Origin of the sequence: Arcticibacter sp., assembly GCF_045629565.1 — a bacterium.
Taxonomy (GTDB): Bacteria; Bacteroidota; Bacteroidia; order Sphingobacteriales; family Sphingobacteriaceae; genus Arcticibacter.
The window spans coordinates 1-21,975 of sequence record NZ_JAZQRL010000081.1 but is presented as its reverse complement, the minus strand read 5'-3'; the positions used below and the strand labels follow the sequence as shown (position 1 = coordinate 21,975).

General features: G+C 45.6%; 18 protein-coding genes. 6 read left to right on the top strand and 12 right to left on the bottom strand.

Going from position 1 to position 21,975, the window contains the following annotated elements:
* Positions 1-4 precede the first annotated feature (4 nt).
* From ACKI5J_RS10195 to ccoN, 6 genes are read right to left on the bottom strand one after another with little or no spacing between them, the layout of a single operon-like run.
* Positions 5-685, bottom strand: a complete 681-nt coding sequence (locus tag ACKI5J_RS10195) for a sulfite exporter TauE/SafE family protein (protein ID WP_407429122.1) — start codon at positions 683-685, stop codon at positions 5-7.
* Positions 682-1,110 carry a FixH family protein gene (locus ACKI5J_RS10190; RefSeq protein WP_407429120.1) on the bottom strand — a complete coding sequence of 143 codons (429 nt, stop codon included), beginning with the start codon at positions 1,108-1,110 and terminating at the stop codon, positions 682-684. Before ACKI5J_RS10190 ends, ACKI5J_RS10195 begins: the two co-directional genes overlap by 4 nt.
* Before the next feature lie 6 nt (positions 1,111-1,116).
* Positions 1,117-2,502: a cytochrome c oxidase accessory protein CcoG gene (gene ccoG, locus ACKI5J_RS10185; RefSeq protein WP_407429118.1), complete on the bottom strand. Its 1,386-nt coding sequence runs from the start codon at positions 2,500-2,502 to the stop codon at positions 1,117-1,119.
* A 37-nt stretch (positions 2,503-2,539) separates the two neighbouring features.
* The gene (locus ACKI5J_RS10180) at positions 2,540-3,433 is read right to left on the bottom strand and encodes a cbb3-type cytochrome c oxidase N-terminal domain-containing protein (RefSeq protein WP_407429116.1); all 894 of its coding nucleotides are present in this window, start codon (positions 3,431-3,433) and stop codon (positions 2,540-2,542) included.
* A 23-nt stretch (positions 3,434-3,456) separates the two neighbouring features.
* Positions 3,457-3,621, bottom strand: a complete 165-nt coding sequence (locus ACKI5J_RS10175) for a hypothetical protein (RefSeq protein ID WP_407429114.1) — start codon at positions 3,619-3,621, stop codon at positions 3,457-3,459.
* 24 nt (positions 3,622-3,645) lie between these two features.
* On the bottom strand, positions 3,646-5,775 hold the full coding sequence (gene ccoN, locus ACKI5J_RS10170) for a cytochrome-c oxidase, cbb3-type subunit I (RefSeq protein ID WP_407429112.1): 2,130 nt from the start codon (positions 5,773-5,775) through the stop codon (positions 3,646-3,648).
* 155 nt (positions 5,776-5,930) lie between these two features.
* Between ccoN and ACKI5J_RS10165 the strand changes: the two genes are divergently transcribed.
* Positions 5,931-6,332 carry a DoxX family protein gene (locus ACKI5J_RS10165; protein WP_407429110.1) on the top strand — a complete coding sequence of 134 codons (402 nt, stop codon included), beginning with the start codon at positions 5,931-5,933 and terminating at the stop codon, positions 6,330-6,332.
* A gap of 15 nt (positions 6,333-6,347) precedes the next feature.
* On the opposite strand, the gene ccoS is transcribed toward ACKI5J_RS10165, so the two are convergent.
* Both ccoS and ACKI5J_RS10155 read right to left on the bottom strand, forming a co-directional pair.
* A complete protein-coding gene (ccoS, locus tag ACKI5J_RS10160) occupies positions 6,348-6,506 on the bottom strand; it encodes a cbb3-type cytochrome oxidase assembly protein CcoS (RefSeq protein WP_407429108.1) in 159 nt (52 codons plus the stop codon).
* Complete coding sequence (locus ACKI5J_RS10155; protein WP_407429106.1) at positions 6,503-8,980, bottom strand: heavy metal translocating P-type ATPase; 2,478 nt, start codon at positions 8,978-8,980, stop codon at positions 6,503-6,505. Before ACKI5J_RS10155 ends, ccoS begins: the two co-directional genes overlap by 4 nt.
* Before the next feature lie 72 nt (positions 8,981-9,052).
* Here ACKI5J_RS10155 and ACKI5J_RS10150 point away from each other — a divergent pair, with 72 nt between their 5' ends.
* Both ACKI5J_RS10150 and ACKI5J_RS10145 read left to right on the top strand, forming a co-directional pair.
* The gene (locus ACKI5J_RS10150; RefSeq protein WP_407429104.1) at positions 9,053-9,529 is read left to right on the top strand and encodes an RNA polymerase sigma factor; all 477 of its coding nucleotides are present in this window, start codon (positions 9,053-9,055) and stop codon (positions 9,527-9,529) included.
* Between the two features lie 161 nt (positions 9,530-9,690).
* A complete protein-coding gene (locus tag ACKI5J_RS10145) occupies positions 9,691-9,822 on the top strand; it encodes a hypothetical protein (protein ID WP_407429102.1) in 132 nt (43 codons plus the stop codon).
* 2 nt (positions 9,823-9,824) lie between these two features.
* Here the strand turns inward: ACKI5J_RS10145 and ACKI5J_RS10140 are convergent, their stop codons facing one another.
* Positions 9,825-11,624 (bottom strand): hypothetical protein, encoded by a 1,800-nt coding sequence (locus tag ACKI5J_RS10140; RefSeq protein WP_407429100.1) that lies wholly within the window; start codon positions 11,622-11,624, stop codon positions 9,825-9,827.
* A gap of 158 nt (positions 11,625-11,782) precedes the next feature.
* Between ACKI5J_RS10140 and glgX the strand changes: the two genes are divergently transcribed.
* Genes glgX through treY form a run of 3 tightly spaced genes read left to right on the top strand, consistent with a single transcriptional unit; the run spans position 11,783 to position 19,840 of the window.
* Positions 11,783-13,912 (top strand): glycogen debranching protein GlgX, encoded by a 2,130-nt coding sequence (gene glgX, locus ACKI5J_RS10135; protein ID WP_407429098.1) that lies wholly within the window; start codon positions 11,783-11,785, stop codon positions 13,910-13,912.
* 8 nt (positions 13,913-13,920) lie between these two features.
* A complete protein-coding gene (treZ, locus tag ACKI5J_RS10130; protein WP_407429096.1) occupies positions 13,921-15,747 on the top strand; it encodes a malto-oligosyltrehalose trehalohydrolase in 1,827 nt (608 codons plus the stop codon).
* A 16-nt stretch (positions 15,748-15,763) separates the two neighbouring features.
* A complete protein-coding gene (gene treY, locus ACKI5J_RS10125; RefSeq protein WP_407429094.1) occupies positions 15,764-19,840 on the top strand; it encodes a malto-oligosyltrehalose synthase in 4,077 nt (1,358 codons plus the stop codon).
* Positions 19,841-19,855: 15 nt separating this feature from the next.
* On the opposite strand, the gene ACKI5J_RS10120 is transcribed toward treY, so the two are convergent.
* From ACKI5J_RS10120 to ACKI5J_RS10110, 3 genes are all read right to left on the bottom strand, one after another.
* Positions 19,856-20,287 carry a nuclear transport factor 2 family protein gene (locus ACKI5J_RS10120; protein ID WP_407429092.1) on the bottom strand — a complete coding sequence of 144 codons (432 nt, stop codon included), beginning with the start codon at positions 20,285-20,287 and terminating at the stop codon, positions 19,856-19,858.
* Between the two features lie 58 nt (positions 20,288-20,345).
* Positions 20,346-21,488, bottom strand: coding sequence for a radical SAM family heme chaperone HemW (hemW, locus tag ACKI5J_RS10115; protein WP_407429090.1), 1,143 nt, complete (start codon positions 21,486-21,488; stop codon positions 20,346-20,348).
* A gap of 209 nt (positions 21,489-21,697) precedes the next feature.
* A partial coding sequence (locus tag ACKI5J_RS10110; RefSeq protein ID WP_407429088.1) for a hypothetical protein occupies positions 21,698-21,975 on the bottom strand: 278 nt, incomplete at its 5' end.

Sequence of the window (21,975 nt, the reverse complement as noted above, 5' to 3'; positions counted from 1 at the left end):
TAAACTAATTACAAACTTCTGTTTGGGGGGCAACTCTAGGACTCAGAAACGGAACATCCAGAGATGCTCCCCTCAAAATAAACCAGACTCCCAGGCATACCATCAGGTAAGGTACCGCCTGATTTATCCTTCTTCTAAAGGCAGGCCCAACAAGACCTAGTCCGAATGTAGCAACCAGCATCAAAGGGAGCGTGCCAAGGCCGAATAAAATCATATATTTCACCGCACCAAAGGTATTTCCTACCGTAACAGCACCTGCAAGGGCCAAATACACAAATCCACAAGGCAATAAACCGTTCAACATCCCGGTAATCAGGTGATTTGCTTTATGCTTCAGGGCATAGGTGAAAGCACGGCTAAAAATCCCTATTCCCTTGGCTGAACCAACGGAAGCCCGAAGCCTGAATATCCTTGAAGCCCCTGCTGTTAAAATCAATACGCCACTTGCAACGCTAATGAACTGTTGCAAGCCCGACATCCACAGTTGCTGCCCTACAAGACCAATAAGTGCACCTAAAAGACTGTAGGAGATTATCCGACCGAACTGATAAGAAAGCTTGTCGAAAAGAACCATCCACCAACCCGAGTGCCTTGATGTAACAGCGAAAGCCAGCGGGCCGCACATTCCCAAACAATGGACGCTCCCGAAAAAGCCGGTAAAAAATGCCAGATACCAGATACTCATCGCAGGTAAACTTTCTTCTTGAAGATATAAGAGTCTGTATCACTCTTCCAATCGAGCTCCAGATGCCAGTAACCATTAGTCAGATTGTTCAACTTCAGTTGAACGACCTTTCCTGTATCACTGCTAATCTCGAAAGCCCGGTCCTTGTCCCGGTTACTCGGATGCACTAGCTTTGCGACACCCTTAACCGGTCTTTTAAACTGTATGTCCAACTGTTTATCCAGGCCGATAGAAATAACAGGTTCAGCCCCGTCGTCCTGCACCTTCTGCACCTTCACATATTCAGCATCGTAATTCAATCCCTTTTGATAGTAATCCTTTTCCACCAGGTCATCTTTATCGCTAAAAATCATTCTCATACTCAAGACCATGATGAACGACATAAATAAACCCAATGCGATAATCAATTTTGTTCCCCAATTCATCTTTTTCTAGTTAGACGGTGCAATGAAGGTCGTTTCTATATTTTCAAGCACTTCACCTTCGGAAAGCACTTGAAGTTTAAGGTCTGATTTATACGTTTTAATAGATTCTCGCGGTCTCAAGACAAAAAAGGTAACTTTCATACTTGAATTTTTTTCAAGCACCACTGGTTTGGTTACATACTGAATGCTCACTTCTTTCTCCACTGGAATTACCTCAAAACTTACCGGCCGGTTTGTTTTGTTAAAGAACTCGGCATTGTACAAGTTACTTACCTGACCATCATCCCGCATCTGGTAAAGTGTCCCTGAAGCACGTAAAACAGTGGTTTCAATATCGGTACGTTTTATTATCAGGTACCCAAGTACTGTGCACATGACAATTAACACAGCCATATAGGAATAAATTCGTTTGCTGATAACAAAAGGCTTCCTGGATTCCATCTGTTCATCAGACATAAACCCTATCAGCCGTTTCGGGCGGTCTATTTTTTCCATTACCATATCGCAGGCGTCAATGCATAAGGTACAGTTTATACATTCCATCTGAGTACCTTTCCGAATGTCAATACCCGTGGGACAAACATCGACGCAAAGACCGCAATCCACACAATCCCCTTTGTTAGATTCTTCAACTCCCCGCTTGCGTTTACCTCTTGGTTCTCCTCTGATAAAATCATAGGCGACTATCATGGAATTTCTGTCAAGCAGAACACCTTGTAAGCGCCCGTATGGACATACAACCGTACAAACCAGCTCTCTGATTTGTGAAAAGACGACATAAAATACCAGCGTAAACACGCAAATCGCGACAAAGCCTCCTATATGCGAACTGAGGGGATCGCTGATGATTTGTATAAGCTGATCAGAGCCGATGATGTATGCAAGGAAGATATTCGAAATAAGAAAGGATATACACAGGAAAATACTATGCTTTGCAGCCTTTTTCAGTCCCTTCTCCAGAGTGAGCGGACCCGCATCCAGCTTCTTTCGTTGAACAGCGTCTCCCTCAATCCAACGCTCAACCCGTCTGAAAACCATCTCCATGAAGATGGTCTGGGGGCATGCCCAGCCGCAAAAGATCCTTCCGAAAACAGCAGTAAATAGTACGATAAAAACAATAAAGATGAGCGATCCTAACACAAACAAATAGAAGTCCTGAGGCGTAATCAATATTCCAAAAAAGGCAAATTTACGCTCAAGAACGTTCAATAACACCAGTTGCTCACCGTTCAGCTTAACAAATGGCGCGGTGAAGAGGAAGATCAGTAAAAGACAGGCGAAAGTGTTCCGAAACTTATAAAGCTCTCCTTTGATAAGCTTCGGATATAACCACTTCCGCTTTTTATCATTTTCAGTGATAGTTCTTGCCTGATCTCTGAACGACGTTTCCATAAATCTCCCCCCCTTTTTTAGATGTAGTGAATGTATCTTAACCTTCTTTTTCGCCTTGCGGTTCCTTTGCCCCCGCTGGGTCCGTACCCTTCAGGGATAATATGTAGTTAGAGACTTCGGATATCTGTTTAGGTGTCATCTGCTTCTCCCAGGAGATCATACCTTTTTCCGGAATGCCATACTTGATAGTTTTGAAAACATCATTAACACTGCCCCCATGTAGCCAGTATTCGTCAGTCAAGTTCGGGCCTACTGTTCCCTGTCCCTTATCGCCATGACAAGCAACGCAATTCGCATTAAAGAGTGCCATACCAGCCGAAATAACCGCAGGCTCTGTACTTACCGTAACGGAGTTCTCATCTATGAGATTAGCGGCGGTTGCCAGATATGCAGCCTTTGCTGCCTCCGCCTCCTGCACTTCCACGACATATTCTTCATCCTGCAACATGCCCCATTCGAACACATGATAATTTAAGAAATAAGCAACCCCAAAGACGATCGTTCCATAAAACAGCCACATAAACCAGGGCGGCGTCGGATTGTCAAGCTCCGCGATGCCGTCGAACTTGTGTTCCATTATCAAATCCTTTTCCTCTTCAAGAGGTCTCAGACTAAGCAACTTATTTATAATAGAAGGCTTCTTTCTTTCTGAAGCTAACCAATCTTCATAGTCCAGGCTCACAACAGGTTCAGGAGCTACCAATGGCCGGGGGTTACTCAGTTCTTTTGCGAGAATATTGAATGTCTTTAACAATACAAAGGCAACAACGAGCAAAATCAAAGCAGCAACGATAAAGACGACGATGACGGTGTTCATTAAAAACGACCCGGAACTCTTGGGGGCTTCCGCAATAACCTCAGCAGCCTGCTCCTGCGCAGCAGCCGGTAAGCTAACTGCAAGGAGTAATAATAAATTTAAAACAGGTCTCATTTAAGTGTTTCTATACTATTGTACTATTTATTGTCTCTTAATGGCATTTCGCTCATTTGCTGTATGTGATCCTTTTTCATCAAGAAGAGCATGACAGCCACAACGATGAAAAAAACTAGAAATATTCCGAGAGAAGTGATCAGATAAATCTGACTTCCTTCTACTGAACTGATAAATTGTCTGAACATAATCCTGGTCTTTAATGGTTTACTTTAATTTGCTGCAGTTTTATTTGCTTTAATATCTACTCCCAGACGTTGTAAATAAGCAATCAAAGCAACTATTTCCTTATTGCTGGCCACCTGAATGTTATCCTTGGCCAGATTTGCCGAAATTTGAGACGCTTGTTTGTTTAAATCGTCTACAGCCTTGTCCTCATAGCCCTCGGGATAAGGCACTCCCAAAGTTTTCATAGCCTTAATTTTAGCAGGGGTCGTCGAAATATCCAGATCCTGCTCAACCAACCATGGATAAGGAGGCATTATACTGCCCGGGGACATGGTAGTCGGATCGAACATATGATTGAAATGCCATGCGTCAGAATACTTTCCTCCCACACGGTGCAGATCCGGACCTGTACGTTTAGAGCCCCATAAAAACGGATGTTCATACACATATTCACCGGCCTTGCTGTATTCTCCATATCGCTCGGTCTCTGATCTGAAAGGCCGCACTGTCTGCGTATGGCAATTAACACAACCTTCTTTGATATAAATATCCCGGCCCTGGAGCTCTAAAGGAGAGTAAGGTTTAACAGATGCGATAGTCGGTACATTAGACGAAACCATAAATGTCGGCATCATTTCAACCATACCGCCAATCAGTATCACAATAAGCGAGATCACCAGAAACTGCATCGGCCTGCGTTCCAGACGTCTGTGCCAGCCTTTCTCAGATCCATGTGCAACAAATGCCGGAGCCAGCGGTAATGATTCAGCAGGTTCATTTGCCAGTAGCTTTCCTTGTGCCATGGTCTTATACAGGTTCCATGTCATGACGATAACACCAGCCAGGTACAATGCACCACCTACTGCGCGAAGAACGTGCATCGGAATGATAGCAAGCGTCGTTTCCAGGAAGTTTGGATACTTCAGCATCCCCTCAGGAGTAAACTCCCTCCACATCAAGCCTTGAGTAAACCCAGACCAATACATCGGAATTGCATAGAACAGAATCCCCAGAGTGCCTATCCAGAAATGGAAGCTCGCAGCCTTTTTAGAATATAGAGTGGTTTGGTATATTCTCGGAATCAGCCAGTAAAGAATCGCGAAAGTCAAAAATCCGTTCCAGCCCAGAGCGCCCACGTGTACGTGTGATACGATCCAGTCAGTAAAATGGGCGATACCATTTATCTGCTTCAATGAGAGCATCGGCCCCTCGAAAGTCGCCATACCGTAAGCTGTAAGACCTACTACCATGAACTTAAGAGTAGCATCGTCGCGTACCTTGTCCCACGCCCCTCTCAATGTAAGAAGACCGTTAATCATTCCACCCCAGCTTGGGGCAATAAGCATAATGGAGAATGCAACCCCGAGTGACTGTGCCCAGGATGGTAGCGAGGTATATAGTAAGTGATGCGGACCAGCCCATATATAAATGAATATGAGCGACCAAAAGTGCAGTATACTTAGTTTATACGAGTAAACCGGTCTGTTTGCCATCTTAGGAAGGAAATAATACATCATCCCCAGATAAGGAGTGGTAAGGAAAAAAGCCACGGCATTGTGCCCATACCACCACTGAACAAGCGCATCCTGCACACCGGCGTAAAGGTAATAGCTCTTGAATAAAGAGACAGGTAATTGAAAAGAGTTAACGATATGCAGCACAGCTACCGTAACAAACGTCGCTATGTAGAACCAGATGGCTACGTACATATGCCGCTCTCGGCGCTTTATAATGGTACCAAACATATTGATACCGAATACAACCCATATCAGTGTCAGAAAAATATCAATCGGCCACTCCAGTTCAGCATACTCATGCGAAGTCGTTATTCCCAATGGCAGCGTGATTACAGCAGAGACGATAAGAAGCTGCCATCCCCAAAAATGGATCTTACTTAAAGTGTCACTATACATTCTTGCCTTGAGCAATCGTTGTAGTGAGTAGTAAACCCCCATGAATATCCCGTTGCCAACGAATGCAAAAATTACTGCGTTCGTGTGTAAGGGCCTTATACGACCGAAGGTGGTATATGGCGATGACATATTCAGTGATGGTTGAAACAGTTGGGAAGCAATCAGCAAACCCACCGTCATACCTACGATCCCCCATACAATCGTGGCGATTCCGAAGTTTCGGACAATTTTGTTGTCGTAATTAAATTTTTCAAGCTGCATAATAACAATAGGATATGTATTCCGAATGCCAAAATTACCTTGTTGCAACTTACATTAAGATGACAGAGATTGCGGAAATAAGTGATTTTCATCATACTTTTAATATTCTCACGCAAACATTTGTTAATTTCGATGGAGACTTAAAACGTAAAGACATGAAATCCTCATTATTTAGAAGTACTGCTATTTCACTTGACCTGGGTTTACTGCTGCTCAGGTTAGTAGCGGGAAGTGCTATGTTAACTCATGGCTGGCCGAAACTCGAAAAGGCTCTTGCAGGATCGACACAGTTTGCAGATCCCATTGGAGTTGGACCTGAATTGACGCTCTACCTCGCCATTCTCGCAGAATTTCTGTGCTCGCTATTGGTGATGCTTGGTTTCGCTACCCGTGTAGCGGTAATACCTTTAATTGCAACAATGCTCGTCGCTTTTTTTATCGTACACAGTGCTGACCCCTTTGCCATAAAAGAATCCTCGTTTATATTCACAGGCATTTTTGCCAGCCTTTTCTTTACAGGGCCAGGCAAGTACTCATTGGATTATTCAATAAAATAGTCATTAAAGGAAGCCTTACTCGGCTTCCTCTGGCTTATCGTCGTCAAAAAGAATTCTAACTGCTGGAGTATGCACGTCGTCATGCTGTCCATCTTTCAACGCCCAAAAGAAAGCCGCAAGAAAAAAGAGCGCCATAACGACGCTACAGCCGATTAAAAAATACAGTATGTTCATCGCAACTTATTTTTTCTCGCAAAATATTGATTTGCCAGATTGGTGGTAGTAATAATGGTCACTGTGCTCATCGGCATAAGAATAGCCGCCGTCAATGGCGATAAGCTCCCCTGAACAGCGAAGTAAACTCCGATCAGGTTGTAAACGGATGCAATCACAAAACTAACCTTAATGATCTTTATCGCCATCTTTGCCTGATGTATAAACTGAGGCAGCTTTCCCATGACCGGGCCCTTCAGGATGGCATCACTACCAGGAGTGAAGTTATTGATGTTATCCGTCACAGCAACACCCAGATCACTCTGACGAAGTGCCCCCGCATCATTCAGGCCATCTCCTAGCATCATTACAATATTTTGATCCTGCTGGAGCTTCTTAATATACTGAAGCTTATCGTGAGGGCTTTGCTTAAATAGCATCGGAACGTACTCCGGAAATATCGAAGATAAAGATTTCCTCTCAGCCGCATGATCCCCGGAGATGACATGCATCCGGTATCGGGTATTCAGAACATGGATCAACTGCTTTAAACTATCTCTCCATCGCTGGTTGATCTTAAAAAATCCCTTATACTCGTCATCAATGCGAACATGGACGACCGATGAAGTGCTCATTACATCCGCATCTGGCGAGACAAAAGCCCGGCTGCCCATCGTGATTTCATGACCGTCAACAAATGCCGAAACGCCTTTTCCCGCGACCTCTGAATATCCCTCAACCCTTAAGTCCGCAGCACCGCCTAACCATTTCACGATCTCGCGGCTCAGCGGATGTGATGAATTTCTCGCCAGGCTACCTACCAGCGACTCTTCATACCTGCTTAGCGTACCCGAGAAACGTAAATCGACGGCCTCGGGGCAGCTGATCGTACCCGTCTTATCAAATACAACCGAATCTACCCTGGCTAATTGCTCCACCACATCCGTATTCTTAAGATAGAAGCCGTTCTTGTCGAACATTCCCAAAACCGTGGAAAGAGTTAGCGGAGTACTTAATGCCAATACGCAGGGGCACGCCACAATCAAAACTGCCGAAAATGCATCCCATGCCCGGCTTATGTCTCCGTGATAGTACCAATAGCTCAACGATCCTGTAGCAATTACAATCACTACAGCGCTAAAATACTGCGCAATCGTATCATTGAAATTTTTTATCTTACTATCATCTCGTTTGAATGCTTCATTGTTCCAAAGCCTTGTAAGATAACTTTGCGACACGGGTTTCACCACTTCCATCTCTACAGCCTTCCCGATCTGCCTGCCTCCAGCATAAATCACTTCTCCCAGAACCTTCGTTTTCGGATCTGACTCACCGGTAACGAAACTGAAATCAAAGCAGCCATCGCCTTTCATTAGTATAGAGTCTGCCGGCACAATCTCATTATTGCGCACAAGAATTCGCGAGCCAACTTCAAGATCGTTGATCGGAACAGGCTTCTCCTGTCCATTCTCATCCAGCAATGTAACGGCAACAGGAAAATAAGAGCGGTAGTCCCTGTTAAACGAAATGTGATTATAGGTACGTTGTTTAACCCAGCGTCCCATCAATAACAAAAAAACCAGGCCGGTAAGTGTGTCGGAAAAACCCGGACCAGTACCACTGATAATCTCGAAAGCCGAGCGAATAAACAAAACCGCAACTATTAATGCGAGTGGTGTATCGAGATTAATCACTCTGTTTCTTAAACTGCCCCAGGCCGATGTAAAAAAGTCCTGACTGCAATAAAACGTCACCACAGCGCCCATGGCCAGGTTTAACCACCCGAACAGCGACTGGAATTGAGCTTCCAAAGAAGATATCCCCAAATACTCCGGAAAACTAAAAAGCATTACGTTTCCGAGACAGAACCCTGAAACCGCAATTTTTCTGATAAGGTCCCTGTTGACCGAATTTTTCTTCTCCTTAACAACATCCTGCAAGCTAATAAGCGGCTCGTAACCGATCGACACCAATATCTCGACCAATTCTTTTAACGACACCTTATTTTGGTCAAAAGTAATCTCGGCCTGTTTTTTCAGGAAGTCGACTCTCGATTGAACTATTGCAGGATTAATTTTATGCAGATGTTCCAGCAGCCAGAGGCAGGAGCTACAGTGGATCGCCGGAATAAAAAACGTGATAAGCGTGATCTTCTCATCCGTATAATCAACCAACTTCGAAAAGATAGAGGGCTCATTAAGAAAGTCAAAATGTTGCTCCACATATTGCTTCGTCTGACCCGGCGCCTTATTGTATACGTAGTAATTACAAAGATTATTTTGAGAAAGAACCTGATACACTCCCTTACAACCGGCACAACAAAATTGCTTGTCGTCAACTATAAACAATTCAGAAGCGATATCATCCCCACAATGATAACATAATGTATTAGTAGATATTTCAGAAGTTTTCATGATGTATATGAATTTCAAAGATCCGATATATGACACAGCATCCGCATGATGATAATCAGCCAGAGATGTGACAATGGTCATTCAGGAAAGACATCCAGATGGCTTTATTTGTATTCAGCCAATCAATCCTCAGCTTCACCAAAGCTTTTAACCATGCAAAAAGATGTATTCAGCTCCCTCATAGCCAAGCAATCAAGATACTTGAAGCCTCACGCTATGAAGTATACCGGAGACGAGAACGATGCGAAGGATTTGATTCAGGACACACTTCTGAGGGCACTATTAAATTACGACAAGTTCCGGGAGGACACAAACGTACGCGGCTGGCTCTTCATTATCATGCGAAACCTCTTCATCAATAAATACCGGAAGAACAGAATAAAAACAACGTCCCTCGACACTGACGAAGCTATTCAGTTACCGTCTTATAGTACGGCCGACTCTCACCTAAACATCACACAAATCTACGCGATAATTGACGATCTCCCCCACCAGCATCGAAAACCTTTACTAATGCATATGGAGGGCTTCAAGTATGAGGAGATTAACCGTAAACTATACAGCCCTATCGGCACCGTTAAAAACAGAATCCATCTGGCAAGAAGAAGACTGAAAGAAACTCTGATATAATTTCGGTATTCAGTACGCCATTGTCCTGTTTAGAATACACCTTGAATTTAACAACAGTATTTCATCCCATCCCATTTGAAGCTAAATCAAAAAAACTCGCTCCAGTCAGGTCCGCTGGCTTAAATATTGCTAAATAGTCACTGAACAATAATTAAGTCATTATGGTTAAGTCATATAACGAAAAAACTTTCAAATCGAAGCTTAGTGATGCGGAAAGAAGAAACGCTGATATTATCATATATCTCTTCCTTACCGCTATTGTTCTGATTGCTTCGATTGTTACTGCACTTTAAAGTCAGACTTCCGCAATTTCTCTCACCTGGATACTGTGAATTTGGGCTTCTATAGCTAGAAGTTCTTCTGAAAATCGCTTTATGTACTGCTCTGTTTGATTGCTGAACTGAGAAGCCAGGCTTTTATAATAATCCACACCTAATAATAACTGTTCCCTGAACTTTTCGAGTTGCTTGATCTTTTTTGCGTCAAGACGACTGATATGAGCCTGGATGTCCTTCTTAAGATACTCCACATATAAGTTAAGCTCATTGATAAACAATGATGAGCGACTCACTCCCTGAAGTAGATTGATCTTGCCATATATATGCTTCACTATCTCATCTAAAGACATAACCTTCGAAAAATAAGCAAGGTTTGGCCCCGGGCATATTGCCACAGCCGTATTCTCCTTCCTCTCCAGCATATTATTCTTGATATATACAGAGGTAACCAAGCCTTCGCATAAGCAAAGCTTCTGCGTCACCTTCTCGACTTCACTTTGATACTCCTCCTCAGAAAGCGGCATGGCTTTCAGCTGCTTGATTTTTAGATTTTGGTATTCTCGCGAAGCCGTACAAATGGGCTGCTCCGTAAACTCGGTGTTAGACACCAGATATTTTTTTCTGCAAGGACTACCCGGACGACCTTTATCAATCCTTTCCTGCCTCTGAACCTCAGCTGAACTTAAACGATAATTATTGAATGGCACACCAAGCGGAGATGCAGCACTTACATAAAAATCATCAGCCGATGACTGGCTCAGGTTCTTAAGCGTAGTCTCATCTACATTAGTAGCCTCAGGCACCAATAAAAAAGGGCTGCCCCATCCGGTTCCATCCAGGTTGTAATGGTTTACCAAAAAAGCATCTTCTTCCGAAGTACCGATTCCGCCCTGAACCGTTACCCGCAAAGCAGGGGGGCTTGCTATCGCGATGTTCTTCGTTAGCAAGGCTTGTTGATATATACCAAACAGCTCTGCAATCATCTCCTGCCTCTTGTTTTTGAATTCCTCCAGAATAGGCCCGATCAGGTATCCTTCAGTTGCAAAAGCGTGACCGCCACAGTTTAATCCCGACTCGATACGAAACTCGGAGATCCATATGCCCTTTTTAGCAAGGAACTTCGCCTGTATAAATGCGGAACGAAAATCACTGACTTTCAAAATGATGCCTTTCTTCAATACACCGTCAGCATCCGGATAGAAGTCCGGAAAATGTTCAAGATAGCTGTAAAGGCGCGGATTCATTCCAGCTGATAACACCACAGATGAACGGAGGTCACTCATTGCGAAACCTCTGAGGCCCGCCAGAGCATCAGAATTTTCATCCCCGGTTACTTCGCCGTTAATTGCATAATGCATCTTGTCAACCTTGGCCATGATATTCACATCAATTGACCCTTTCTGCATTTCCTCCCGCAGCTCAGAATCAAGACGGGCTTTCTCTTCCTGCGAAGTGGTCCTCATCATTTGATCATACTTTATCTTCAGCGCAGATCCATCAGGCAATAGGTTAAAGTACCTTGTAATATCAGATCCGGGAACAAACGCCTGCCTTTTAAGCTGTTCAAACTGCTCATTCACCTTACGGTTTACCATATTCAGATAATCACAAACGCGCTTGGCCCGGTGATCTTCCTCTTTTATGTCTATTGGAACATATTCTTCGTCATGGCTTTTGGCATAAAACTTTCTCATCCGCTCTATTAGCATATCATCCACTATAGAAAGAACAGATGAGATTCCATAACGCGCCACTTTTAGCGGTGTATCTATCGTAAACCCCAGGCCTAATACAGGTATATGAAATGTATGACTCATCAATTTGGTATTATATGTATGGATACAAAAGAGGATATATTTCCAATATTAAAACATGACGTCGATCACATAATGAGATAATTCTTCCGCGTATTTCCCATTTTCTGCGTATTGCCATTTTTTTCAAACATTTTATATCACATCCTCCTTTTTAGACCATGAATATAAATGTATACCCCGGATCTCCGTATCCCCTGGGTGCTACCTGGGATGGCAACGGAGTTAATTTCGCACTTTACGCAGAAAATGCTGAAAAAGTTGAGCTTTGCCTGTTTAAATCTGGCGATGATCTGGCCGAAGATATAAGGATAGAAGTCAGGGAACGCTCGCACCATGTATGGCATGTTTACCTGCCTGATGTGAAACCTGGCCAGCTTTACGGCTATCGGGTCCACGGCCCCTACGACCCGGAAAACGGACATCGCTTCAACCCCAACAAGCTCTTGATCGATCCTTATGCCAAAGCCATCGCCGGTGCCATTCAGTGGCACGACGCGCTCTTCGGGTACGAAATAGGGCACCCTGATGCTGACCTCAGCTTCAGCACGCTCGACAGTGCCCCCTATATCCCCAAGTCAGTAGTTATTGACCCCACTTTTGATTGGGAAGGCGACAGGCGGCCAAGCACACCTTACCACAAAACCATCATTTATGAAGCCCACGTTAAGGGTTTCACCAAGCTGCACCCCGATATTCCTGAAGGAATCCGCGGCACTTATGCTGCTATTGGCCATCCCCTCACCATCCAGTACTTGCATGACTTAGGCATTACTGCGATCGAGCTGATGCCTGTACATCAATTCGTCATGGACTCACACCTGATCGACAAAGGGCTGAGTAACTACTGGGGATACAACTCCATTGGTTTCTTTGCTCCTGATGTCAGGTACAGCAGTACCGGTGTTTTCGGTGAGCAGGTCACGGAGTTTAAGCAAATGGTTAAATCCCTTCATAAAGCGGGTATCGAGGTCATTCTGGATGTGGTATACAACCACACGGCCGAAGGTAACCAGCTGGGCCCAACGCTTTCATTTAAGGGGATCGACAACGCATCCTACTACCGCCTGTCTGAAGAAAGCAACCGTTACTACAAAGACTATACAGGGACCGGCAACACTTTAAATGCCAGACTTCCCGGAGTTCTTCGACTTATTATGGATAGTCTCCGCTACTGGATCACAGAAATGCATATTGACGGGTTCCGTTTCGACCTTGCCTCTACCCTCGCCAGGGAGCTTCATGAAGTCGACCGCCTGGGTTCATTCTTCGATATTATCCACCAGGACCCCATTATCTCGCAGGTAAAATTAATTGCCGAACCCTGGGATATCGGTGAGGGCGGCTATCAGGTAGGGAAATTCCCTCCCGGATGGGCTGAATGGAACGGCAAGTATCGCGACTGTTTGCGCGACTACTGGAGAGGTGCAGATAGCATGCTGGGAGAATTTGCTGAGCGGTTTACCGGCAGTTCAGACCTGTACAAAGACGACTACAGAAGACCAACAGCCAGCATCAACTTCATTACAGCACATGATGGCTTTACCCTGAACGACCTCGTTTCTTACAACGAGAAGCATAACGAAGATAATGGCGAAGACAACAATGACGGCGACAGTCATAACCGTTCCTGGAATTGTGGAGCAGAAGGCCCTACATCAGATGAAGTTATAAACGCGCTAAGGGAGAAACAAAAACGCAATTTCCTTACCTCGCTCTTTCTTTCACAGGGAGTACCTATGCTAGTCTCGGGAGATGAAATCAGCCGGACTCAGGGCGGAAATAACAACGCGTATTGCCAGGATAACGAGATCTCATGGCTGAACTGGACGGAAGCCGACCTCGACCTGCTCAACTTCACCCGCAAAGTCATCCACCTAAGAAAAAAACATCCCGTATTCCGTCGCAGACGCTGGTTTACGGGTCAGCCTATAAAAGGAATTGGCTTAGAGGATATCGCCTGGTTCCTGCCTGAAGGACAAGAAATGCCCGACGAAAACTGGAGTCACGATTTTGCTAAGTCGCTCGGAGTGTTTTTAAACGGAAACGCGATCCGCTCCGTCGGGCCTAAAGGTGAAAAGATCATCGATGACAGCTTTTACATTATTTTCAATGCCCATTACGAACCGCTAAACTTTATTTTGCCACAAGAACGGTATGGAAAGGAATGGGTTAAAGTGCTGGACACACACGAAAACTTTGTGGAAGAAAAAGGGGACCACTTTGCAGCCGCCGAGTCAATCATCGTAGAAAGCCGGAGTGTTGTTGTATTAAAGCAGACTAAAAAATAACACATAAAATGAAGCTATTTGAAAAGAGACCAGGACTGAGAATTAACGGGGAGGGAGTGGCTGAATTTACATTATGGGCTCCGAAAGCTAAATTTGCAGAAATCAACATACCGGATAAGACCTTAAGGTTGCCATTAACACAAGATGACTTCGGACACTGGACCATTCAAACCAATCAGTTAAAAGAAGGAGACCGCTATCAGGTTGTTCTGGATAAAAAAACAGAACGGCCTGACCCAGCCTCCCTCTCTCAACCAGAAGGTGTGCATGGCGTATCAGAGGCCATTGATCTGTCCAGTTTCAATTGGACAGATCATGACTGGAAAAATCCGGCGATGGAAGACTACATCATATACGAGCTCCATACCGGAACATTCTCTCCTGAAGGCACTTTTGAGGGCATCGAAAGAAAGCTGGATCACCTTCTCGACCTGGGGGTGACAGCTATTGAAGTTATGCCTGTAGCCCAGTTTCCGGGAAACCGAAACTGGGGTTATGATGGCGTCGGACCCTATGCCGTCCAAAATTCCTATGGAGGGGCACACGGTTTGCAGCAGCTTGTTGATGCTTGTCATAACAAAGGTATTGCCGTCATACTGGATGTTGTATACAACCACATAGGGCCGGAAGGAAACTATCTGAACGATTTCGGACACTACTTCACCTCCAAGTACAACACACCATGGGGCGATGCGCTAAACTTTGACGACGCTCATTGCGATGCCGTCAGGACGTATTTCATTCAAAATGCACTCATGTGGTTCAATGACTTCCACATCGACGCGCTTCGTCTGGACGCCGTTCATGCCATAAAAGATCTCAGCCCGGTTCACCTGCTGAGAGAGCTCAAGATGGCAACCGATCGGCTGACAAAGCAGACGGGTAAACAACATTACCTGATCGCCGAAGTGGATCTTAATGATCCCAAATTTATCAATCCCATCGAAAAGCAAGGTTTCGGAATGGATGCACAATGGATAGACGAGTTTCATCACGCACTTCGCACAACAGCAGGCGAACCGGCAACAGGATACTACTCAGATTTCAAAGGGATCTCGCACCTCGCCAAGTCCTATCAGGACGCTTACGTTTATGATGGGCAGTATTCGCCTCATAGAAAGAAATTCTTCGGCTTGAAAGCGGAAGAGAATCCCGGCAAACAGTTCATCGTTTTTTCGCAAAACCATGACCAGACAGGAAACCGGATGCTGGGAGAACGAACCAGTCAAATACACGGATTCGAAATGCAGAAGCTACTGGCCGGAGCCGTCATGGTCGCTCCCTACATCCCCATGTTGTTCATGGGCGAAGAGTGGAGTGAAACCAACCCCTTCCTTTATTTCGTTAGCCACACCGATCCGCAGCTCGCTGAAGCCGTACGAAAAGGCCGCAAAGCCGAGTTCGCAGACTTCCATGCATCAGGTGAAGCCCCTGACCCTATGTCTACCGACACATTTGAAAATTCCCGGCTGCAATGGAACCTGCTGAACGAACCTGCGCATCAAGCCATGTTCATGTATTACAAAGCCCTGATAGACCTCCGGAAACAGCACCCCGTATTTAAAAAAGCCGACAGAAAAAATCTGGAGGTAACGTTCCATGAGGAACAGAACACACTCATGCTGCATCGCTGGCAGGAAAACGAGCACGCGGTCTGCCTTTTGAACTTTTCGGACAGCATCCGGCAGATCAGCTTACCCGACCTCGAAAGGTCATGGACGACCCTCCTCTTCTCCGGCGATAAAAAGTGGAACGGGAAGGCAGAAATTGCCGAAAGCTTTGCGGCGGGAACAGCGATTCCGGTTCCTGCACAATCCATTCTGATCATCGACTAAACCTAGAAAACATCTCATGAACCCTATATCTACCTACCGCATCCAGTTTCAGAAGGAGTTTAGCTTTGAGCAATTTGAGCAAATAATCCCCTATCTGAAAAAACTCGGCGTCAACACCATCTATGCGTCGCCCATTTTCCAGTCAACACCCGGGAGTACGCATGGCTATGACGGGCTGAACCCCCACCTCATCAATCCGGAGATCGGAACCGAAGAGGAGCTTCGAAAGATCAGCAGTGAACTTGCCCAAAGCAACATTCAGTGGCTGCAGGATATAGTGCCCAACCACATGGCGTTTGATCATCGCAATCCCTGGCTTATGGACCTTCTGGAGAAAGGTCCCGACTCCGAATACGCCGCCTTTTTCGACTCCAGCTTCAGCTCCCATTTCTATAAGGGCAAAATCATGGTTCCCTTTCTCGGCGCTCCTCTCGCCAAAGTTCTTGAAGATGGAGAGATAAAATTAGCGTATCGCGACGAAAAGTTCCTGCTTACCTATTACGATGCTGCCTATCCCGTAAATTCGGCGTCCTATTCGCTCATATTCAACGGAGAAAATGCCGACAACGCCGCAGACGATTCCATCCACGCCAGGGTAGATCATATAAACAGCCAACCCGAACTGCTTCAGAATATTGTAGACCAGCAATTTTACGAGCTCTGCGACTGGAGAGAAACCGACAGCCGCATTAACTTCCGGAGATTTTTCACTGTTAACGGGCTTATTTGCCTTAACATTCAGGATCAGGCAGTATTCGATAAGTATCATGAGTATATCGCCAACCTTTGTAGGGAGGGTATCTTCCGGGGTCTGCGCATTGACCATATAGACGGCCTTTTTGATCCGGGTACTTACGTCGACCGCCTCCGAAAGCTCACCAGCCCGGACACTTACATCGTTGCAGAGAAGATTCTCGAAGAAGGAGAAGCCATTCCAGCCGACTGGTCCCTGCAGGGCAATTCCGGTTATGACTTTCTGGGTCTGGTCAATAATGTCTTCAGTGAATCTGCAAACGAAAAGAAATTCAGCTCCTTTTATCAGGAGCTCAGCGCTCATTCAGAACCTGTAGAAGATCAGGTGCACGAAAAAAAGGCCGCAATTCTTTTTCAGCACATGGGTGGTGAGCTCGAAAACCTCTACCAGCTTTTTATCAGCTCAGCACTGCTTCCTGCTAACGAATTAAATCAGCAGGATTTCAAATCGGCTATCGCCTATTTGCTGATATATACCCCAGTATACCGCTACTATGGCAACAGCATGCCATTGAAAGAAACCGAGACAGATGAGCTGAAGAGCATTTTCAACCGGATTCGCGTGAAGAAACCGCAATTGATCACTGAAGCCAATGTACTCGAAGAGATTTTTACAGGAGACCCCAAAAGCAGAGACCAGGCATATAATGATCGCGCACTTTACTTCTATCAACGCTGCATGCAGTTTACCGGCCCGCTCATGGCCAAGGGCGTAGAAGATACCTTGATGTACACCTACAATCGCTTCATCGGCCACAATGAGGTAGGCGACTATCCGGGTGCATTCGGAATCTCGAAAGATGACTTTCATGCTGCTATGCGCGAGCGTCAGTCCCAATGGCCTCTTTCTATTAACGGCACTTCAACACATGACACCAAGAGAGGCGAAGACGTAAGAGCCCGCCTCAATGTCCTGACCAATATTCCTGAACGATGGATGAAGAAGGTTCGTAAATGGATGAAGGTAAACGAGGGACTAAAAGTTTCCTCAAGGCCTGACACCAATGACGAATACCTGATCTATCAAACCATTCTGGGCGCGTATCCTATGCCAGGTCAGGATCAAGACAACTTCCCTGAGCGGTTGAAGGAATACCTGACAAAGGCACTGCGGGAAGCTAAAGTGCAAACCAGCTGGTCTGAACCGAATGAACAGTATGAGGAGGCCACCCGCTCCTTTGCTGTCGCACTCCTGCATCAGGAAGGCGAATTTTGGAAAACCTTTAAAAAATTCCATACGGAAATAGCCGATCTCGGCATTATCAACTCGCTTTCGCAAGTGATCCTGAAGTTCACTTGTCCCGGCGTGCCCGATATTTATCAGGGCTGCGAGCTATGGGACCTGAGTCTGGTCGACCCCGATAACCGTCGCCCGGTCGACTTCAGTGCACGAGCCAAAATTCTCGACGAAGTACTTAAAGGAGGAACAGATCAGCTCCAACAGCTATGGAGTACACGTTATTCCGCCGAGATCAAGCTGTGGCTAACACATCAGCTATTGCAGTTAAGAAGTGCAAATCAGGAGCTGTTCGAAAGTGGTGCCTATACGCCGCTGACCGTTAAAGGCAAATATAAAGACAACATCCTCGCCTATGCCCGCAGGTACAAGGATGAATGGGTGATTACTGTCGTCCCGCTGCATATAGCATCCATTTGTGAACAACAAAAATGTCCGCCAACGGCGATAGACTGGCGGAAGACCCGCATTATCCTTCCCCCGTCCGTACCTGCAGAATGGAAAGATCCTTTCCGTAACATCAGCGGAAAAGCGGAGGGAGAAGTCCTGGTCAACGACCTGTTTCATACGGTGCCATTTGCCGTTATCAGGCTTTCCCAGCCACAGAACCCACGATCTGCCGGTGTGCTGTTACATATTAGCTCCCTCCCATCAGCGTACGGTATTGGAGACTTTGGTGCCGAAGCATTCAGGTTCGCCGATCTGCTTGCAGATGCTAAACAGAAGTATTGGCAGATCCTGCCTTTAAATCCAACAGAAGAAGCCAGTATGCACTCGCCTTACAGCTCCTGCTCCAGCATGGCGGGCAACCCGCTCCTTATCAGTCCTGACCTCCTGGCGAAAGAGGGATTGCTTGACGAAGAGGACCTGAAGCCAAAAGCACTTAAAGCGAAAAGCAAGGTAGACTTCCCGGCTGTCCAGAAATTGAAAAATAACCTGCTTCATAAAGCCTTCCTCAGGTGTATCCGGCAGGGATTAAACAATTCCGATTTTGAAGCATTCTGCGCAGCCGAAGAAGAGTGGCTAAACGACTTTGCCCTATATACCACTTTAAAGAAGGAATTCGGTAACCTCCCCTGGTACAAATGGCCGGAGGAGTATAAGCTCCGCAACGATGAAGCACTGCAAAAGTTCGCCGATGCTAAAGAAACCGATCTGCAAGAGGTAAAATGGATACAGTATATATTCAGCAAGCAGTGGCATTCGCTTAAAGACTATTGCAACGGATTAAACATCAGCCTGTTTGGCGATATGCCTTTCTATATCAGCTATGATTCAGCAGACGTCTGGGCACACCGCGAAATATTTAGTCTGGATGACGCCGGCAAGATGACAGGTGTAGCAGGGGTTCCTCCTGACTACTTCAATGCCGATGGCCAGCTATGGGGAATGCCGGTCTTTTGCTGGGACGTACTGAAAGAACAGGAGTACAAGTGGTGGATCGACCGTATACGCAAAAATGCCGAGCTATTCGACATACTCCGTTTTGATCATTTCAGAGCGTTTTCATCTTACTGGGAAGTCCCCGCAGGAGAGGATACCGCCCGCAACGGACAGTGGAAGCCGGGTCCCGGGAAGCATTTCTTTGAAACGGTTGAACGGACACTTGGCCAGATCCCCTTCGTTGCCGAAGACCTGGGTGATATTGATCAGCCGGTTTATGAGCTTCGGGATACATTCCAACTTCCCGGAATGAAAGTGCTGCAATTTGCCTTCGGAGATGACATGCCGTCTTCATTGAATATTCCGCACCTCTATCAGGAGAACTTTTTCGTATATACCGGCACTCATGACAATAATACGACGGTAGGCTGGTTCAACCATGATGCTGATGAGACGAACAAACAGAACCTGCAAGATTATTTAGGACGAACGGTCAACGACAGAAATATACACCTGGAGCTAGCCCGTCTTGCCTACTCAAGCGTAGCACAGACGGTCATCTTGCCCGTCCAGGATATCATCGGGTTAGATTCAGATGCCAGGATGAACAGCCCTGCAACGATAAAGGGAAATTGGGATTGGAGAATGCTCCCGGCACAGTTAACCAGTTCTCATGTGTGTCTGTTACGGAACTGGACCATCATTTATGGAAGGGCTTAGCCCTTCCATCATTTTTTATGGCTTTTTAACGGCCTGTCTTGCGATCATTACCCACTTACCATGAGACTTTTGCCAAACAGTCAGGATATGCAGTTTGACGTTCCCCGGCACACCGCGGTCGTTTGTCTTTGCTACAAGCGTATGACGAACAATGGCTGTTTTGCCAGAAATTTGAATGGTCTGATCACTTAGGTCAATAGAGACAAAGTCGGAATTACCACTCGCTATTGCTTCTACAAATTCGGCCTTGTTTTCAACCTTACCTCCCGAATGACCATATGATAATTTGTCGCCGGCGATAGCTTCGAGAGATTCTCTTGAGCCATCGATCATGGCCTTCTTTAAAAATTCGACAGCAGCAGCTACTTGTTTTTCACTCTTTGATTGTGCATAAACCGTGATGTTCGCAAACATCAGGACTGCCAGAAAATAAATAATTCGCTTCATTCTGATTAATAAAATAGGTCGTTGCTAAACTAAGGATTAAACGCAAAAAAGCAGACAATTATTTACTTTCCTGATCGATGAACAGCTCAGAAGCGATGTGGTCGCTAAAGAGCTTACCAGCATCTGTTAACGCGACAGTATGATTGTCTTTCCGCTCCAACCAGCCCTTATCAAAAAACTCCTCTGCATTCTTCTCAATCTCTCCGCTATATCCCGAGCCGAACTGCTCGTCCACCCGCCTCAGATCCATTCCCCACATCGTGCGCAGGGAAGTCATGATATATTCATTCACCCGGTCTTCAGGAGTTAAGACCTCAATCTCCGCAGGAATTTTGTCCGCTAACAACGCTTCCAGATACTTGGCATTATTTGCGATATTCCATTTCCGCGTTTCTCCGTTAAAAGAATGGGCTGAAGGTCCGATGCCGAGATAAGAAACCCCTCTCCAGTAATTCGTATTATGCCGGGAGTAATGTCCCGGTTTCGCAAAGTTAGACGTCTCGTAATGCTCAAATCCCCACTCCCTGAGCTGACTGATCATATAAGTAAATTGATCGGCACTCTGCGAGTCGTTCATTTCCGGCTGCTTGCCCTTCGCTATAAAATGAGCTAAAGCTGTTTTAGCTTCCACGGTCATTGAATAGGCCGACACATGCGGGATATTCAGTTCATGTATCTTCCCCAGGTTCGTCTTCCACTTTTCATCCGTGAGCAGCGGATAGCCGTAGATCAGATCGGCGGTAATATTCTCAAATCCGGCATCCTGAACACGCTTAATAGCTGCGTCTGCTTCCTTTGCGTTATGAGCCCTGTTCATCCAGCGCAGGTCTTCTTCAAAAAAAGACTGGATGCCGATGCTGAAACGGTTAATATTTGTCTGCCGTAGTTCCTTTACCCGCTGAGGACTCAAATCGTCGGGGTTCGCCTCTATGGTTATTTCAGCATCAGCGGAAACGTGATGCTGCTTAACCACCTGATCAATAAATCGCTGTATTTCTGCAGGTGCGATAACCGAAGGTGTACCACCACCAAAATATATGGTTCCTATCGTTTCTGTGCCAAGATAATCCCTTTGCATCTCCAGCTCTTTCAGCATGGATAGCAGGATCTCGTCTTTGTATTTCGCAGACGTAGAGAAATGAAAGTCGCAGTAATGGCAAGCCTGCTTACAAAAAGGGATATGAAAATAAATGCCGGCCATATTGTTTGTTTTGAAAAAATCTGGTGATCACCACTATATAGAAACGAATAGAATTAAAAAAAGTCGGGATCTATCGTAAGCCATCATGATATGTTCACTTTCAAACATAAAATTGAACATACTGCAAGTTTAATAAAGATTTAACACATACACCCAGCAGAAAATGAACACAATCAACCACGTGTTTTTTTTTACCAGAAAATTGGACATCAAACCTGGTATTTAGAAGAAAACGATACGCGCTTCCCTACCGGGAAATCTGCTCTATCCCTGTCATCTGCCGTTCGTTGCTTCGTCGCTTTTACCTGCGTTTTTGTTGTTGCCTCTGTTGCTGCCCGTTTTTCTGTTGCCGCCATTTTCGTGGTGAGTTTCTCTTTCCGTTGTCCCTGATCTCGTAGCAGCCTGTTGCCTTCATAACACATTATACTAAAGGACGCTGCCCGTGTTTGCTGTTCTTCGTTAAGTTCCATATTCACCGGCCCCGAAG

Coding starts and splice junctions, on each gene's coding strand:
- hemW (WP_407429090.1), bottom strand. CDS start 21,488: ATGGCCGGCATTTATTTTCATATCCCTTTTTGTAAGCAGGCTTGCCAT.
- ccoN (WP_407429112.1), bottom strand. CDS start 5,775: ATGCAGCTTGAAAAATTTAATTACGACAACAAAATTGTCCGAAACTTC.
- ACKI5J_RS10175 (WP_407429114.1), bottom strand. CDS start 3,621: ATGTTCAGACAATTTATCAGTTCAGTAGAAGGAAGTCAGATTTATCTG.
- ccoG (WP_407429118.1), bottom strand. CDS start 2,502: ATGGAAACGTCGTTCAGAGATCAGGCAAGAACTATCACTGAAAATGAT.
- treY (WP_407429094.1), top strand. CDS start 15,764: ATGAACCCTATATCTACCTACCGCATCCAGTTTCAGAAGGAGTTTAGC.
- ccoS (WP_407429108.1), bottom strand. CDS start 6,506: ATGAACATACTGTATTTTTTAATCGGCTGTAGCGTCGTTATGGCGCTC.
- ACKI5J_RS10180 (WP_407429116.1), bottom strand. CDS start 3,433: ATGAGACCTGTTTTAAATTTATTATTACTCCTTGCAGTTAGCTTACCG.
- ACKI5J_RS10140 (WP_407429100.1), bottom strand. CDS start 11,624: ATGAGTCATACATTTCATATACCTGTATTAGGCCTGGGGTTTACGATA.
- ACKI5J_RS10120 (WP_407429092.1), bottom strand. CDS start 20,287: ATGAAGCGAATTATTTATTTTCTGGCAGTCCTGATGTTTGCGAACATC.
- ACKI5J_RS10150 (WP_407429104.1), top strand. CDS start 9,053: ATGCAAAAAGATGTATTCAGCTCCCTCATAGCCAAGCAATCAAGATAC.
- glgX (WP_407429098.1), top strand. CDS start 11,783: ATGAATATAAATGTATACCCCGGATCTCCGTATCCCCTGGGTGCTACC.
- ACKI5J_RS10165 (WP_407429110.1), top strand. CDS start 5,931: ATGAAATCCTCATTATTTAGAAGTACTGCTATTTCACTTGACCTGGGT.
- ACKI5J_RS10195 (WP_407429122.1), bottom strand. CDS start 685: ATGAGTATCTGGTATCTGGCATTTTTTACCGGCTTTTTCGGGAGCGTC.
- ACKI5J_RS10145 (WP_407429102.1), top strand. CDS start 9,691: ATGGTTAAGTCATATAACGAAAAAACTTTCAAATCGAAGCTTAGTGAT.
- treZ (WP_407429096.1), top strand. CDS start 13,921: ATGAAGCTATTTGAAAAGAGACCAGGACTGAGAATTAACGGGGAGGGA.
- ACKI5J_RS10190 (WP_407429120.1), bottom strand. CDS start 1,110: ATGAATTGGGGAACAAAATTGATTATCGCATTGGGTTTATTTATGTCG.
- ACKI5J_RS10155 (WP_407429106.1), bottom strand. CDS start 8,980: ATGACCATTGTCACATCTCTGGCTGATTATCATCATGCGGATGCTGTG.